The sequence below is a fragment of the Pigmentibacter ruber genome (assembly GCF_009792895.1).
Taxonomy (GTDB): Bacteria; Bdellovibrionota_B; Oligoflexia; order Silvanigrellales; family Silvanigrellaceae; genus Silvanigrella; species Silvanigrella rubra.
In genome coordinates, this window is record NZ_WSSC01000004.1 from 257,818 (window position 1) to 273,919 (window position 16,102).

General features: G+C 25.9%; 13 protein-coding genes and 1 tRNA gene. 7 read left to right on the forward strand and 7 right to left on the reverse strand.

The window, feature by feature from the left end; all coding sequences use genetic code 11:
* Positions 1 to 59: 59 nt before the first annotated feature.
* From GOY08_RS12625 to GOY08_RS12640, 4 genes are all read right to left on the reverse strand, one after another.
* The gene (locus tag GOY08_RS12625; RefSeq protein ID WP_158999280.1) at positions 60 to 1,133 is read right to left on the reverse strand and encodes a SagB/ThcOx family dehydrogenase; all 1,074 of its coding nucleotides are present in this window, start codon (positions 1,131 to 1,133) and stop codon (positions 60 to 62) included.
* A gap of 511 nt (positions 1,134 to 1,644) precedes the next feature.
* Complete coding sequence (cueR, locus tag GOY08_RS12630; RefSeq protein ID WP_158999281.1) at positions 1,645 to 2,046, reverse strand: Cu(I)-responsive transcriptional regulator; 402 nt, start codon at positions 2,044 to 2,046, stop codon at positions 1,645 to 1,647.
* Between the two features lie 29 nt (positions 2,047 to 2,075).
* On the reverse strand, positions 2,076 to 4,292 hold the full coding sequence (locus tag GOY08_RS12635) for a heavy metal translocating P-type ATPase (RefSeq protein WP_158999282.1): 2,217 nt from the start codon (positions 4,290 to 4,292) through the stop codon (positions 2,076 to 2,078).
* A gap of 22 nt (positions 4,293 to 4,314) precedes the next feature.
* Complete coding sequence (locus tag GOY08_RS12640) at positions 4,315 to 4,575, reverse strand: heavy-metal-associated domain-containing protein (RefSeq protein ID WP_158999283.1); 261 nt, start codon at positions 4,573 to 4,575, stop codon at positions 4,315 to 4,317.
* Between the two features lie 175 nt (positions 4,576 to 4,750).
* On the opposite strand from GOY08_RS12640, the gene GOY08_RS12645 reads away from it, so the two are divergent.
* The 3 genes from GOY08_RS12645 (at position 4,751) to GOY08_RS12655 (ending at position 8,734) form a co-directional block, all read left to right on the forward strand.
* The gene (locus GOY08_RS12645; protein WP_158999284.1) at positions 4,751 to 5,953 is read left to right on the forward strand and encodes a 3-oxoacyl-[acyl-carrier-protein] synthase III C-terminal domain-containing protein; all 1,203 of its coding nucleotides are present in this window, start codon (positions 4,751 to 4,753) and stop codon (positions 5,951 to 5,953) included.
* Between the two features lie 196 nt (positions 5,954 to 6,149).
* Positions 6,150 to 6,563: a hypothetical protein gene (locus GOY08_RS12650; RefSeq protein WP_158999285.1), complete on the forward strand. Its 414-nt coding sequence runs from the start codon at positions 6,150 to 6,152 to the stop codon at positions 6,561 to 6,563.
* A 443-nt stretch (positions 6,564 to 7,006) separates the two neighbouring features.
* The gene (locus tag GOY08_RS12655) at positions 7,007 to 8,734 is read left to right on the forward strand and encodes a hypothetical protein (RefSeq protein WP_158999286.1); all 1,728 of its coding nucleotides are present in this window, start codon (positions 7,007 to 7,009) and stop codon (positions 8,732 to 8,734) included.
* Between the two features lie 58 nt (positions 8,735 to 8,792).
* Here the strand turns inward: GOY08_RS12655 and GOY08_RS12660 are convergent.
* The 3 genes from GOY08_RS12660 to GOY08_RS12670 form a co-directional block, all read right to left on the reverse strand.
* A tRNA-Asp gene (locus tag GOY08_RS12660) sits at positions 8,793 to 8,869 on the reverse strand.
* A 69-nt stretch (positions 8,870 to 8,938) separates the two neighbouring features.
* On the reverse strand, positions 8,939 to 9,430 hold the full coding sequence (locus GOY08_RS12665) for a hypothetical protein (RefSeq protein WP_158999287.1): 492 nt from the start codon (positions 9,428 to 9,430) through the stop codon (positions 8,939 to 8,941).
* 105 nt (positions 9,431 to 9,535) lie between these two features.
* Positions 9,536 to 10,693 carry a catalase family protein gene (locus GOY08_RS12670; protein ID WP_158999288.1) on the reverse strand — a complete coding sequence of 386 codons (1,158 nt, stop codon included), beginning with the start codon at positions 10,691 to 10,693 and terminating at the stop codon, positions 9,536 to 9,538.
* Between the two features lie 320 nt (positions 10,694 to 11,013).
* Here GOY08_RS12670 and tmpT point away from each other — a divergent pair, with 320 nt between their 5' ends.
* The 4 genes from tmpT to GOY08_RS12690 all read left to right on the forward strand — a co-directional run bounded on the left by tmpT (position 11,014) and on the right by GOY08_RS12690 (position 16,099).
* Positions 11,014 to 11,655, forward strand: a complete 642-nt coding sequence (gene tmpT, locus GOY08_RS12675) for a thiopurine S-methyltransferase (protein WP_158999289.1) — start codon at positions 11,014 to 11,016, stop codon at positions 11,653 to 11,655.
* Between the two features lie 323 nt (positions 11,656 to 11,978).
* Positions 11,979 to 12,998 carry a hypothetical protein gene (locus GOY08_RS12680; RefSeq protein WP_158999290.1) on the forward strand — a complete coding sequence of 340 codons (1,020 nt, stop codon included), beginning with the start codon at positions 11,979 to 11,981 and terminating at the stop codon, positions 12,996 to 12,998.
* Positions 12,999 to 13,203: 205 nt separating this feature from the next.
* Complete coding sequence (locus GOY08_RS12685; RefSeq protein ID WP_158999291.1) at positions 13,204 to 14,616, forward strand: M16 family metallopeptidase; 1,413 nt, start codon at positions 13,204 to 13,206, stop codon at positions 14,614 to 14,616.
* Positions 14,617 to 14,620: 4 nt separating this feature from the next.
* Complete coding sequence (locus tag GOY08_RS12690; RefSeq protein ID WP_158999292.1) at positions 14,621 to 16,099, forward strand: hypothetical protein; 1,479 nt, start codon at positions 14,621 to 14,623, stop codon at positions 16,097 to 16,099.
* The last annotated feature ends 3 nt before the right edge of the window (positions 16,100 to 16,102 follow it).

A 16,102-nucleotide genomic window follows, 5' to 3' on the forward strand; every position in this document is an offset into this window, starting at 1 on the left:
GATTTTTAAAATATTTAAAATTTAATTAGATAAATAACTTATTTAATTAAAATATCAAGTTAAATATTTTCCTTGATAAATTCTCTTGGAATTGACTTTCCGGTGCTTTTTCCTGCAGAAAGAAAAAATAATGCAGCTTCTTTATTCGGATCTAATTCAAGAATTTCATGAATTTTGTCTTCATTAAAAGCTCCTGTTATCCAACAATTAATATCAAGTGCAATACAAAGTAAATTAAATGTTTGAGATAAATGCCCAATATCTATTAATGAAACACGATATGTTCTTGAAGTTGGATATTTCCACGCACTTAATTCAAACCTAGTTGTTAGAATAATATTTATACTTGAATTTTCAAAATAATATTGGCCATCAAGAATGTTTGCTAATTCTTTATCATCTATGCCTTTATGAATAAAATCCAGAGAATGCTTAACTGCGTTATAATGATATATTCCAGATTCGACATTTTCTACATTATTGATCATAATATAAGCTTGTGTGGGATGTAAATTTCCTCCAGATGGGCTTGTTTTTCTTTTTCCTTGTATTGATATTTCACCTAAAGTTTCGTTCTTAAGATGCACATACCCAAATGTTAAATAAAGAAGTACTGATAACTTTTCTAAACTTAATTTTTCTTCAATGAATTCACGAACTGTTTTTCTTTCAAATAAAATTTCTACTATTTTAGTATGGTCTAATAATTCTAATTTAGGTTTTGGTAATTCAAATCTTTTTACTGTTTCTCTTTCATACTCGAAAGATAAATTCAAGTTTTCATTTATTGTATTGCAGTATGAAACATATTTTTCAGAAAACTCCTGCTTTGATAACCCATTATAAATATTAGGAATGCTACTAGTACCTAAATGAAATATTTTAGCAATTGTCCCTATTTTCCATTCACTATTAGTATTTTCTTTAACGGGTACTAAAATTTTATTTTCTATAAGATCTATTTCTATTTGATTATATTCATTAATTTCAAAAATATTTGATTTATTCAATTCATGTAAATAATCAAAATATTCTTTTTCTAATTCAAATTGTTGATGATTTTTGTAATCCCATAAAATCAAATTTTTTTTATTAAATTCAAAAAATATATTATCGCTTATTTTATAGTGCATTTATTTTTCCTAAATAAAAAAAAAGGAGTGCTTATTCAGCAACTCCAAAAGGCTAAAAAAAATAAAAATTTATTATTTTTTTACAATTACAGAAGCAAAAAACCATCTCGCAAACGTTTGTTTCTCTAATTCAACTTTTTTCATAATAATCTCCTATATTTTTATATAATATTACATTTTTTTAGTTATATAACTTCAATAATAATAACAAAGAAAAAAATTATTTCAATTAAAAAAATTAATTGCGCCAAAATATTATCATTTTCTTTCTAAGTTAAAATATAAACCAACTCGTTTTTATATACAAGAGAGGCTATCACAATATTTTTTAATTGCTATTAATTACTTAATTTATTCTAAATATAAATAATACTCTATAGCTTTTAACCCCTGGACAAGAAAAAAAATAAGCTAAGCTTATGGTTTAATAATATTTATCTTATAAATAAGTCGAAATTTTATAAAAGGTTCAGATGTAAAAAAAATGAATTTCTTAATTACAATTTAGGAATTAAGAATTCCTGCTCAACTTATCTAAAATTGGGCACTCAGGTCTATCATTTCCCTGACAACATTTAACTAAATTTTCTAATGTACTTAACATAGCTTTAAGCTGTTCCATTTTATTCTGTAATTTTTCAATATGTTTCTGAGCTATTTTTTTTACATCTTGATTGCTTCTTTTCTTATTTTTCCATAAATCTAAAAGTTTTTTTATTTCATTTATTGAAAAACCCAACTCACGAGCGCTTTTAATAAATAATAATACTTGAACATCATTTTCTTGATATAAACGATAACCGGCTTCAGATCTTTTTAGTTTTGTTAACAATCCTTGCTCTTCATAATAGCGGATCATCTTTATATGGATCCCACTTTTCTTTGCTGCAACACCAATGCTAAAAAAAGACATATTACCTTTTCTTTCAATTTAAAATATTTCTACTTTAACTTCCATTTTTTTAAAAACAACGAATTCGTAACAACACTAAAACTACTAAACGCCATAGCAAAACCAGCAAACATAGGATTTAAAAATCCCATAGCGGCTAATGGAATACCAAAGATATTATAAATAAAAGCCCAAAATAAATTTTGTTTAATTTTTTTATAAGTTTTTTGTGAAATATCTATCGCTTCAAAAACTAGAGAAGGATTGTTACTCATTAAAGTAATACCAGAAGCATGAATAGCAGCATCGGTTCCAGCTCCCATAGAAATTCCTACATTTGCTGCAGCAAGAGCAGGAGCATCATTAATTCCATCCCCAACCATAGCAACTAAACCATACTTAGCTTTTAAATTTTGAATAATATTTAATTTTTCATCAGGTAATACATTAGCATAAACTTCATCAATACCAACCAATTTTGCAACATAATTGGCACTTCCTAAATTATCTCCAGATATCATTACTGTTTTAATATTCAAAGCTTTTAATTTTGCAATCGCCTCACTCGCATTACTTTTTATGATATCTCTAAAAATAAAGATACCTAGTAATTTACTACTTTCATTGTTACTTTCTATCAAGTAAGAAATCGTACTGCCAAAATTTATATTTTTAGCAACTAATGCATTTTGATCTTCACTTAAAAATAAATTATGTTCATGCAATATTTTCTCACTACCTAAAATAAATGATTTACCAAGATAATTTCCTATTATACCTTTACCAATAATTGCATTTAATGAATTAAATTTAAAACTTTCAATTTTATTTTCTTTCGCATAAGTAAGAACTGCTTTTGCAAGTGGATGTTCGCTTCCTGATTGCAATCCTGCAGATAAGGAAAGAATTTCTTTTTTTGAAGAATTTATATTTATAGTATCTATTAATTTAGGTTGCCCGATAGTTAATGTTCCAGTCTTATCAAATGAAACAACTTTTAAAGCGTGAACTTGTTCTAAAGCTTCAGCATCTTTAATTAAAATTCCGTGCTTTGCAGCAACTCCAGTTCCTACCATAATCGCTGTTGGAGTCGCTAATCCTAAAGCGCAGGGACAAGCAATTACCAGTACAGCAATAGCTTTCAATGCCGCATCTAACCAATTGTTGCTCACTATTCCCCAAGTTATAAAAGTAATTAATGCGATGAGAAGTACTATTGGAACAAAAATAGAACTCACTTTATCTACTAATTTTTGAATAGGAGCTTTTTTTGCTTGTGCTGTTTCAACCATTTTTATAATTTTTGCCAGAAGAGTTTCTGTCCCAATTGCAGTGGTCGTTACTTTTAAAAATCCACTTCCATTTAAAGATCCACCTGTAATTCTATCACCTTCACTTTTTTCAACTGGCAAACTTTCTCCAGTTATTAAAGACTCATCAATTTGCGAATGCCCTGATAAAATAATGCCATCAACAGGAATAATTTCACCCGGTCGTACTAATACAATATCGTCAGTTTTTACATCTTCTATTTTTACTTTAATTTCATTTCCATCTTGAAAGATTGTCGCATTATCCGGACGAAGATTTTCCAAAGATCTTATTGCTTCAGAAGTTTGAAATTTTGCTCTATTTTCTAAGTATTTTCCAAATAAAATAAGGGTAATAATAGTTGCTGAGCTCTCAAAATATAAATGCATATCAGCTAAATTATTGCTATAGTATTGATAGCACACTTCAATAATACTTAATAAATATGCCGCAGATGTTCCAATGGCAACCAATAAATCCATGTTTGCATTTTTAGCTAAAATAGCCTTAAAAGCTGAGCGATAAAAACGAAAACCAAAAATGAATTGCACAATAGAAGCTAAAATAATTTGTAACCATATATTTAACTCAATATGAATAGAAAAAAACATGAAAAACATAGGTAACAATAATGGAAAAGTAAAGAGTGCTGATAATAAAAGAATTATTTTTTCTTTCTGCATTTTCTTTCTTAAATCAAAACTTTGATTTGCTTTATTGTTATCAAATATTTTTGCCTTATAACCACTTTTTTCAACTGCTCGGATGAGATCTGAAATTTTAACCTCCGCAGAGATTTTCACTTGAGCTTTTTCAGTTGCTAAATTTACGCTCGTTTCAGTTACGCCATTTACCGCAGCTAAAGCCTTTTCGACATGATTAACACATGAAGCACAAGTCATACCTTGCACTTCTAAAGTAATTATTTTTGAGTCATTATTATCAATTAAGCTCATATTAAACACCTTTTAATGAATATTAATTCAATAATTTAACTTTGTAACCTAAATTATTTATAACATTAATAACTTCATCAATTTTATTTTTATCTTTAATTTCAATCACTAAAAGTTTTTTATCTAAAAATACAGAATATTTAGATATAAAACTAACAGAATTAAGCTCTTTAGAAATTTTATTAACACAAGAATTACAATTCATACCTTCAATATTTAAATTAAAAACTGAAATATTTTCAATACTATCTTTTTTAAATATGCCTTTTAATTTTTCAAACATAAAACCTCCTAATTCATAGCTACCCTAACAAGTATAAAGTCTCCCATTATAGGAGAGTCAAGATTTTTTTATATTTTTTTTTATCTATTTATCTTTTGAAAATTTAGTGTTATTCTAAATAGTTAAATTTAAATTTCATTGAGTTGGAAAGACTTCTTTTATAAGGATAATAGTCATGAATTATCATAGTGTTATATTATGTCATTTTGATTTATTAAACTTAAAAACTCCTATTGAGCAGAAATTATTGAATTTTTATAAGGCAAAAATATTTGCAAAAAATTGTTGTAACAAAGAAAAAGTAACTGACCCTCAAAAAATTGAACAAGTTTACAAAGATGTATTTGAAAAATTTTCAAAATATGCAATTTCAGAGGATCGTATTCAAAAAATGCAAAATGTTATGTTAGATACTAATCCTGAAAACTTTATCTCAGAAGACAATTATTACCCAGAATTATTTCCAAATTTAGCTGAAAGTCCACTTGGAATTGATATTTATGCTAGATCGTTATTATTTAATAAAATAGCCATAAATGTATTAAATCAATTTTATCCGGATGATTTAAAAAAACCTGATGACATAATCCATGTTACTAATACTGGTTACTTATCTCCAGGTCCTGTGCAAACATTTGTAGATCAAAAACAATGGTTCAATACTTGCGTTACCCACTCCTATCAAATGGGTTGTTATGGAGCATTTCCAGCTGTACGTATGGCGAGCGGATTTTTATATTCTTCCTGGAAAGGTTTTCAACACGCTAAGAAAAAATTACACATTGATATTGTGCATACTGAAGTATTTTCTTTACATACTAATGTGGACGAAATAACTCCAGAAAATATTATCAATATGACTCTATTTGGAGATGGATTTGTAAAATATTCTGCTTATATAAGTAATGAATTTGATAATTTAAATACTAGTGGACTAAAAATTTTGACAAATTATGAAGAGGTATTTCATAATTCAAGTGAAAATTTATATTGGATACCAGATAAACATCATTTTTATTTTTATCTTTCAAAAAATGTTCCACATGTGATTAAGAAAAACATTCTTAATTTTGTAATTAATTTATGTGATCAAATTGGCATAAATTTTTTAGAGAATAAAAACAACTTCATCTATGCAGTTCATCCTGGTGGTCCCAAAATTGTTCAATATGTCCAAGAAATGCTAGAATTAACAGATGAACAAATGCAAATCTCACGCAAAACATTTTTCAATCACGGCAATGTAAGCTCTTCAACAATTCCAATTGCATGGAAAGATATAGTTGAAGACAATTCAATCCCTAAAGGACAAAAAATTATTACAATAGGTTTTGGTCCTGGTATCACAGCAAGTGGTCTTATTTTTGAAAAGATATGATGAAATAACTTCATGACAAATATTTTAAATTATTATTATAATTTTAAAATTATATAGAATTGGATAAATAAAATTTTATTTAAAATAATTATTCAATACAGAAAATAAAATTTTTTGCAAATTTATTTGACAAATTTAAATTAAATATTTATCATAAAAATAAAATAATTTAAAATTTAATAGGATTTTTATTTTTATGCCTTTTAAAATAAACATATTTATATTTTTTTCTACAATTTTATTTCTTAACAACTCATTTGCAAATGAAATATATGTTATATGTTCAAATTTAAAAAATGACTGGAAATGGCTGAACAAGGGGAATGTAAAAATAGATGGTAATTTAAAAACAAAATATCTTACACAATCTCTATATTTTAATTACTTCATTCTTAATGGCGGTATAGAGACCTATAAGAATTTGAAAAATAGATGCTTTGATGAATTTAAAACTGAATATGTCTATCCACAACCTCTAAACAAATATTCAAATAAATGGATTCCATTTGCTGAAAGTGATGAGATATTATTTCCTGGAATAATATCATATACAGACCATAATTTTCAATTGAGAGTATATTATAGAAATTCTAAAAATAAATTTACTTAAATGATCTTTACACAGTTGATCTTACTGCTAAAAAAATTATTTCCTATATAAGAAAAACTATAATAGATTGATTTTTAAATTTTATGAAAATAAACAATTTTTTTTTATTAAATATGCATATCGAAATTTGTCATTCTTAAAAATATCAAAAATATATAATTTTTGATATTTTTTTTTAAAATCATAAATTTTATTTAATTACTAAAAATTAAATTTAATTATTGAAATTTAATTGTTTTATAACTTAGATATTTTCATTTTTATATAGCTTCCTTTAAATTTTTCTAAAAGAACTATTGACTGTTTAAATAATTTATAATAACGATAAAAAATAAATTAAGTTTTAAAAATTTCAACAAAAACAAATTGTTTTAATACTAACTTAAAATAATAAATTAATCTTTAAAAATTATTTTAATTAAGTATTAAAAAAGGGAAGAAATATGAAATTATATCTATCTATTGTTATTATCGCTTCACTTACTCTAATCTCATGTTCTAAAAAAAATTCAGAAAACTCTGAAACTTCTAATACTTCTTCAATCCAGAAAACATACTTGTCAAACCTCTTAGAACATCATGACTCACATACCAGTATTATTGGAAAAGGCTATAATTCTGTAGATAAAACAATAAAGAATAATTGTTTAGATAATACTTATCATGAATTTATTCAAAGCGGAAAATCAGAAGTTAATTTTTTTAATAATTTATCCTCCGAAGAATTAAGCGAAAAGTTAAATATAAATGTCAATGGCAAATTACATTCTCCTCAGGGTGAAGTTTCCATTGATTCAAACTTTTTAAATATGTTGAATACTAACGAAGCAAGCTCGACAGTTACGCTTATTGCAAACGTTACAAATGGAAAAAATAGATTGAAAAGAATTAATGAACATTCGCCTGGTTATAAACTAAATGATTTTTATAAATCAATTTTTGACAAAAGTAAGGCTGAATTTATTAAGGTTTGCGGGGATGAAATTATTGATTCACAGAAACTCTCAGCTTATCTTGTAATTACAGCTCGAATAGATTTTAAAAATAAAGCAACAAAAGATAAATTTGAAGCAAAAGTTGGAGGAGGAAAAAATATATTCGAAGAAATAGGAGTAAATGCAAGCTCTTCAATTAGTAATTTGGATGAAAATACAAGAAAATCAATAAAAATAACTGTAGCTGGGTTGCAACTCGGTGGAGAATTTAAACAACTTCAGTCAATTTTGAAAAAAAATGTTTGTAATTTAAACCAAGTTGAGCAATGTAGCCAAATGTTTGATACTATCAACAACTATTTTTCAAATGAATTTATGAATCAATTAGACACTAAAAATGAAAATTCTTGGATTGTTTCTGAAATAAAATCTACTCCTTATTCAAAACTTATTATATTAGATGACAAACTTGAATACTTTAGCGATCAGTTTAATTATGGTTTAAATTATGCTAAATTTTCAGCTAAATTATCTAATATTAAAGAAATTAATTCGGAAGCATTTAAAAATATAAAAAAGATTCTCAGTCATGAATATTACAAACATTTTTCGAATGACGAAAAAAATTACTTATCAGAAAGTTTAAATTCGGCTCAAAATAATATAAATATGGTAGATGAATATTTTTCAGAGTGTAATTCTTCTGAATCATTTAAAGATTGTATAAGAAAATACCAACAATATTTGGATCAAAATTATGTACCTATCGATCAAGAACTTAGAAATGCAAAAGTAAATAATTATATTGCATCATACAATACAGGAATTCATACATTCGAAATTAACAATAACGTGTTTTATAAAAAAGAAATAGATAAAAATATTTTTCCAGAATCTGGAAATCTAAGCTACATATTTCTTAATGAATATGACGATGAAATAAATGATAATGCAATAGAACTTGTCTGCCAATTAGATTACAGATCTAAGCTGAATAAGGTAAATTCAATTGTATGGTTTTCTAGTTTTATTTCATCACTTCCTACACTATATACTTTGCTTGAAAAGGCAGTAAAGCAAGAATTTGTTGTCCTTGATGTCATCTGGAATAGAAAAGACTCTGATGTGACAACCCACTATATTAAAGATAACTGCGGGAATCATGGAAAACTATTCTTTATATCACACTCACTATCAAACACCAAAAAGATATCAATATGGCAGGTAAAAGAATAGAAAATATACTGACAAAAGTATTTGACTGAGAGTTCCTGATTTTTTTTGAAAATATGAATGGCGGGATGGACGGGACTTGAACCCGCGACCTCCGGCGTGACAGGCCAGCGTTGTAACCAACTCTACTACCACCCCGCTTACAAGAATTACCTGTATGCCATAAACAATTTCTTAATGCAAGTCCCTATCTGATTCTTTGCTTTTTCATTCGGTTATACAGTTATCAATCACACCTTCGCACATTTTTCCTAATTGAAATAAAGAAAGAAACTCAAAATTTGGATTTGAAAATGTTGAATAATTATTTAAAAATAAACTATCTTGGCTTGAGAATTGATAAACAGAAATTCGGCCATTTACAAAATATTGATTGTCTACAAAAAAAGGATGCCATAAGGAATAAAAATGATCTGCTGGTTGTAAAATAGAAAATTGTTCACCAAATTTTTTAATACACATTTCTTTTAATTTTTTGTAACCTTCTAGTCCATCACTTAACTCAAAGTATGAAAATATATGATCTGGGGTAAGCCATTGTGTTTTCCAATAGCCCACAACTTTAACATAATTATTTTGAGAATCACGTAACCATTTCCAATCTAAATTTTTATTCACGCAATTAACATATGTTTCATCAGCAGAAGCAAAATTTTTTAAGGAAAACAAAATAATAGTAATGATGTATTTTTTTAACATAAACCCTTCTAAAAAAAATTATATAAATTATTAATTTTTTTTAGATATATGAATATTTTATTTTGAGCAAGAACAAAAAGGAATTTGAAAAGAACTTAGGAAACTTTACTTAGGTAACAAAATTTCCCAAGTATCTGAGGAGGGTATACTTGGATTAACTAAATTCAATTGATTTCTATATTTTGATAATTCTAAATATATTTTTTTTCTAGTTCTATTTATTCCACCTAAAGGTCTGAAATCTTCACTTCCATGCCACGGTGTAAAAGATAATTCTTCACATATTTTTAAAGCTTCAGATGAATTTGGAGCTTGTTCTTTAGGAATATAAATTGTTGCTACTTTAAAAATATTATTTTTTCCCTTCCAAGTTGTTGGCCACTCAACAGTAGAATCTTCTATGAGATGTTGTTTTGCATCTCTCTGTGGGATAATAAAAAAGTCAAAACAAAATTCACTTCTTGCTAAATTCATGGCTAAGGCATCTCTTAAATAATTATCTTGCCGTTGTTCTTTTGGAATATCAATAAAATTTTGTCCAGTACAAGGCTTGGCAGTAAATTTCATAGCTGATTTATCACCAATTTTGTATGGAGTTTGACTCCAATATTGTGATGCTAATGGATTAGTAGGTGACTTGGATATAGATTTTGTAATAATATCTGCTTCATATGGATTATTTTTTAGCCACTCTTTAAATCCTTCTGGACCACTTTTTCGTGCCATCATGAAAGGTAAGTAATCTTTAGAATTTCTTAAAAAGAAAACGGGATGATCAATCATAATGAAGTCTTGAGTGTTTAATTCGCCATTAGCTTCTTCATAGCTTAGTAAATTTGCTTTAACATCAAGAATTTTTATAGCCATGCCATGCGCATCACCAACTTTATCAGATTTTAATTCACTAGATCCATTTGAAAAACGAAGTATAGCTTTATATTCATCCTTTGTTGAAAAAATCCCTTTTCTGAATTTAGATGGAATATTCGATTCAATTTTAAATTTAGCTGCAACACATCCATGCTGTTTAGCATGAGCATCTCTTTTTGCAGGATGATCTTGCCCTTGTCTATTGTTGTAACCATTTTGCACTACACCTTTTAGAAGTTTTATTAATTGCTCATTAAATTGTTCCTCCTCAGGAGTTGTGGGTATTTCCTCTCCTAGTGATAGTACTTTCTTTCTTTTAATTTCTTGCGAATAAACAGTTTGAGAAAAAAGATATAAAGGGAAAAGCAAGAAGACTATTTTTTTAATTTGCATAAATTACTCCCTTAAAGTTAAAAACAGTTTATAAATTAACTTTTAAATTTAGGCAATTAGCATATATTTTAGAAAAATTTCTTTGGTAACTTTTTAATTCTACAATTTTTTTTAAGCACTCAATGAAAACCAATTAAAATAATATTAATTCAATTTAAAAGTAAATAAGTTAGTTACCAATAAAATATTATTTTAGTTACTTTTATTAAAAAAAGTTTTTCTTAAAATTTTCTATAAGCAAAAATTATTTTTTGGTATTGATTTCTAAAAAAAATAATTTAAATTTGAATTTTTCTTATTTAACTTGAAGGATTTTTATAATGGATAAAAATTTTTGGCTAGAAAGATGGGAAACAAATAATATTCCGTTTCATCTTGAACAAACAAATCCAAGTTTACTTAAATATCAGCATTTTTTTACTGCAAAAACAAATAATAACATATTCCTTCCGCTATGCGGGAAAACATTAGATATTAAATGGTTACTTTCCCAAAATCAAAATATTATAGGTGTTGAACTTAGCGAAAAAGCAGTCATAGAACTATTTGAAAATTTAGGAGTGAATCCAAAAGTTAGTGTCTTACAGGATATGAAATTGTACTTTACTAAGAATGTCGCAATATATGTAGGAAATATTTTTAGTTTAACTAAAGAATTAATAGGAAATATTGACTACATATATGATAGAGCTGCTTTAGTTGCTTTGCCAAAAGAAGTGAGAATAAAATATACTTCACATTTAATGAATATAACAAATTCGGCTGATCAATTATTAATAACGTATAACTATGATCAAACTCTTATGGACGGCCCTCCTTTTTCTCTGTCGCATAATGAAATTGAAACACACTACTCAAACCGTTATTCCATTAAAATTTTGGAAACTTTAATAATTCCAAATGGTTTAAAAGGAATTTGTCCAGCTACCGAAGAAATATGGTATCTTAAGAAGAATGTTTAATATTTTTTATATAAACTTTTCATACAATAAAACACTTTTACTACTACATAAATACATTGTTTTTTTGTTCCCTTTTTAATGATTTCTTAATCTAGCATTCATAAAATATACAGAATGAGAATTACCATTTTATTCAATATTTTCATTATATTAAATAAATATTTAAATTACAAAAACATTAATATCTTTAATTTTAATTGGTTACTTTAATAGATAAATGAATTGAATTTCAAAGCTTTTATCAATAATAATAACTTTGTAACAATTATATTTTGTTGCTAATTAATCATTATTTTATTTCATTTTATTATAAAGGAATATTTATGAAATTCACTTCTAAAAAAATTTTAGTTTCATTAACTTTAATTTCAGCATTAGGACTCTATTCTTGTAAGAAAAGCTCTAACTCTTCTCCTCAAGAAACAACAGCAGACATCACTCCAGGAGTTATTGTTCCTGAAAAAGATACTAAAAATTTAATTACTGAAGACAAATCATATATATCTGAAGATTTATCTATCGAAGCTTCAACTGAAAAAGACAAAACTACAGGTTCTGTTTACTTTATTTTGAAAGATTCTGACATGAAAGGCGTTTGGGGACAATATAACGTTAAGTCTACAAAATTTGATGTAGAAGCTATCAATGAAGCAACTAAAGAAAAAACTAAAATTAAATTTACTGCTTATAGAGATAATGCATGTGGTTTTGAAAGACAAATGAATGATGGTATTACATGCCCAACTGAAAAACCTGATTTTTCAAGCTTAATAGTTAAATATGATCCAGCAGATAATGCTAAATTAGAAAATGGAATTTTTACAGGAACAATCAACATTCAAGCAAAAGGTTGGCATACACCAAGTTATGAAAAAGACATTACTTTAGAATTTAAAATTAATAATAAATTGGCAAATGTAATTACTGCTACAAAACCTTATGCTTCAAAAGATTTTTCTTTGAAAGCAGCTAACGAAACTAGAAAAAGTTCTGTTTACTTTTTAATCAATGATTTAAAACCAATTTGGGGAGTTGATCAATACAAAACTAAAGGAACAGATTTCAAAGTTTTAGCTCAACATGGTGACAAATTAGTTCAATTAACTCTTACAGGTTACAGAAGTGTTGGAAGTGGTGTAGACTGTGGAATTTTAAATATGAATGATGGAGCAATCTGCTACAACAATTTTGGATCTGTGTTAAATGTAAAATTTGACTCAACAAAAAATCCAAATTTGGCAGAAGGTCTGTACACAGGTAAATTTGAAATATTAGCTAAAGGCTGGCATGTAGACTTTGCTGAAAAAGTTGAATTAGAACTTGCAGTAGAAGTTAAAAAATAACAGCACGAGCTATTAGTTCCTTGGAATAGCGAAAAATGGCGGATAATTTAGATATCCGCCATTTTTATTTTTATCTATAATAAACATAATCACTTATGTTTATTTAATTTTCTAGATATTGCAAAAAATATAAAAAAGTATAATAAAAACTTAACAAGTAAAGGATAAGCCCCTTGTTTGTTTTCTTTTCTATCTAGGATTCATTATGCTTATTTTTTCTAGAGTTTTTAAAACAGTATTTTTTACATGTCTATCTATACAATCAGTATTTGCTAATAATTACAGTAATAAAAAAAATTATTATTTAGAGAAAGTTAGTCAAGTTTTACCAGAATCATCTTTATCAACTTTCTTGTACAAGTATTCTAATGGCTTAACTTTAATAGTAGTCCCACAAACAAAAAATTCATTTTCCACGCTTTTTACAGTTGTAAATGCTGGTAGCAATAAAGAAATTGAAAAAAAAGATGCTGGAATAGCACATTTTCTAGAACATCTATTTTTCCTAGACGCAAAAGGCTCGAAAAATAAGAAATTTGAACAAGAACTGTTGAAATTGGGTGCTGAATTCAACGCTCACACGTATAAAAGATTTGTCAGATTTTATATCAATTTTCCTGCTCCTGCTTTTGACGAAATTTTAAAATTACAAGGAAATATGTTCCAAAATTTAGAAATAAATAGTACTTCATTAGAAAATGAAAGAAACATTGTACTAAATGAGAAATCTATATCTGTAGATAAAGACGATATTTTTTCTAAAACTTCAGAGACATTAAATAAAATTCTTTACCATAAAACACCATACGAAGAAAGTATTCTTGGTTCAGAAGAAAATATTAAATCATTTACTGCTAAACAATTATATGATTTTTATTCTCAACACTATTCTCCCAAAAATACTATTTTTATAGTTGTGGGAAAATTTAATCCAGATAATATTGCGGAAAAAATATACCAAGAATTTAAAAACTGGAAAGCTAAATCAGAAAATCCTGAAAAAAAATATTCTCACAATTTAAATTTTTCAAATTACATTTGCTTTGATAAAAATTTACCAACAAATCGATTCACTTTTGTTTTTAAGAAAGAGAAATTTTCTGAAGAAGATATTATTTATTTTGATATACTAAATTATATTCTGACAAATAAATCAAACTCTTTTGTAAGTGAACTTTACGAAAAAGATTATATTTCAGATTTTTATTTGTATTATAATACAGGAAGCGGCGTTATTGATGACGAGACTGAATTCAACTTTGAAACAAGTGATCCTAAAAATTTTTCAACACACAAAAATGCTCTTTTTAATAAATTAAATGAAATAAAAAATACTAAATTTACCTTTTATGAATTAAATAAAATGAGAGATTATTTAATCAAAAACTCTGCTTTAAATTATGAAAAAAGCTTTAATATTGCTGAAAATATTGCTTTTAATTTTTTTACTTTTAAAACTACAAATCCAGAAGTAAAATTATCTGAGATTATTTCTAATTTAAATAACTCAAATTTTTCAAATTGGATTGAAGAAAATTTTATTAAAAACAAATATTATACAAAAAAATTTCTGCAGGATAAAAAATTAATTAATTTCTGTAAAATTGATGAAAGATAGAAATATGTATATTAATTATATTAAACTGATTTTTCCTTTTCTAATAATATTAAGCAATCCTTCTTACTCACTAGATCTATTTAAGAAAAAAAACAACAATTTGTATGAAAATATTCATGCATTTGAAAGGGATCAGATTGATTTCAAAAAAATATCATTGCCAAATAAAAGCTCAATTTATTGGCACAATAGCTTAGATAAATCACCTTTATTTTATTTAACCATTTCTTTTGCCAATGGCTTAAATATTTTTAATGGTAAAGAAAAGACTGCCTTTCATATTTTCCTTCAATTACTTAATTTAAACTTAATAACTAGGACGCACCCAATATGTGTAAATGATGGAAGCGATAATCTAGAAATTAATTACTTTTATACTAATGAAAATAAAGCCTATTTTCAGTTTATAGGGTTAAATAAAAATTTAGATTATCATCTGCAATATATAAATTGTATATTTAATTCCCCAATTTATTTTGAAGAAAATTTATCTTATTACATAAAAAATTGGAAAAACAAAATATCAGATAAAATAAATTTAAATGATACTTCATTAACTCAAGATTTGATTAATGAAGAAATAAGTTTTTTATCTTATAACAAATTTTATAATCTAAATAATTCAAATAGCTTAGATAGTGTTAAAATAAGAGATATAGAAAAAATACACGAAAAAGTAGTGCATGCAAATGGTTTAAAATTAGTATACATATCAACTACTGAAAAAGATCAATTACCTGTAATTAAGAAATTCTTAAATAAATTACCGCAAGGTAACATTTATCCAGAACTCTACCATGAAAATATTGAATTGCAAAAAAAATCAGAAAAATTTGATATTTATATTCTGCAAAATAAGAACTTTAAACGCAACTATATAACAATTAGTCAAAATTTCTCAGACAATTATAATTTTAGTAAAACAGATAATATGCACCTTGATATTATTTATTTTGATTTTAAAGACAATTTTTTCTTCCCTAAAATTCGTTCCGAAACAGGTATTAGTTATAACCCCTATACTATACTCAATGATACAGAATTTTCCTTAGTATATGAAAGCCCTAAAAATGATGTATTTAATTCTATCAATCTTTCACTTGACCTACTAGATAATTACATAAAAACTGGGATATCTAGAGAAAATTTAATTAATACAAAAAAAAGCATTATTCACTCAGAAGCAAAAAAAGAATTTACAAATTCAGATTATCTAAAGTTAATCACTGGGAAAGTTTCATCTAACTCGATTCCTAATATTGATGTTTCAGATTATCTTTTATATATAAAAAATATTAACGATTTAAATAAAATAAATAGAACATTAAACACATTTTTTAAGAGAGAAAAATATTCAATTATTTATATCATCGGTGATCCAAGCATAGAAGAGCTCGATAAACTTAAAAATCATCCAAAAATTCAATCAGTCAATCTTTTTACTAAAGAATATTTTGTCAAAGAGTATAAGAATAGAAAATAATAT

Excerpts from the sequence above, each read along its gene's own strand:
- GOY08_RS12625 (WP_158999280.1), bottom strand. The coding sequence starts at position 1,133 with ATGCACTATAAAATAAGCGATAATATATTTTTTGAATTTAATAAAAAA.
- cueR (WP_158999281.1), bottom strand. The coding sequence starts at position 2,046 with ATGTCTTTTTTTAGCATTGGTGTTGCAGCAAAGAAAAGTGGGATCCAT.
- GOY08_RS12635 (WP_158999282.1), bottom strand. The coding sequence starts at position 4,292 with ATGAGCTTAATTGATAATAATGACTCAAAAATAATTACTTTAGAAGTG.
- GOY08_RS12640 (WP_158999283.1), bottom strand. The coding sequence starts at position 4,575 with ATGTTTGAAAAATTAAAAGGCATATTTAAAAAAGATAGTATTGAAAAT.
- GOY08_RS12645 (WP_158999284.1), top strand. The coding sequence starts at position 4,751 with ATGAATTATCATAGTGTTATATTATGTCATTTTGATTTATTAAACTTA.
- GOY08_RS12650 (WP_158999285.1), top strand. The coding sequence starts at position 6,150 with ATGCCTTTTAAAATAAACATATTTATATTTTTTTCTACAATTTTATTT.
- GOY08_RS12655 (WP_158999286.1), top strand. The coding sequence starts at position 7,007 with ATGAAATTATATCTATCTATTGTTATTATCGCTTCACTTACTCTAATC.
- GOY08_RS12665 (WP_158999287.1), bottom strand. The coding sequence starts at position 9,430 with ATGTTAAAAAAATACATCATTACTATTATTTTGTTTTCCTTAAAAAAT.
- GOY08_RS12670 (WP_158999288.1), bottom strand. The coding sequence starts at position 10,693 with ATGCAAATTAAAAAAATAGTCTTCTTGCTTTTCCCTTTATATCTTTTT.
- tmpT (WP_158999289.1), top strand. The coding sequence starts at position 11,014 with ATGGATAAAAATTTTTGGCTAGAAAGATGGGAAACAAATAATATTCCG.
- GOY08_RS12680 (WP_158999290.1), top strand. The coding sequence starts at position 11,979 with ATGAAATTCACTTCTAAAAAAATTTTAGTTTCATTAACTTTAATTTCA.
- GOY08_RS12685 (WP_158999291.1), top strand. The coding sequence starts at position 13,204 with ATGCTTATTTTTTCTAGAGTTTTTAAAACAGTATTTTTTACATGTCTA.
- GOY08_RS12690 (WP_158999292.1), top strand. The coding sequence starts at position 14,621 with ATGTATATTAATTATATTAAACTGATTTTTCCTTTTCTAATAATATTA.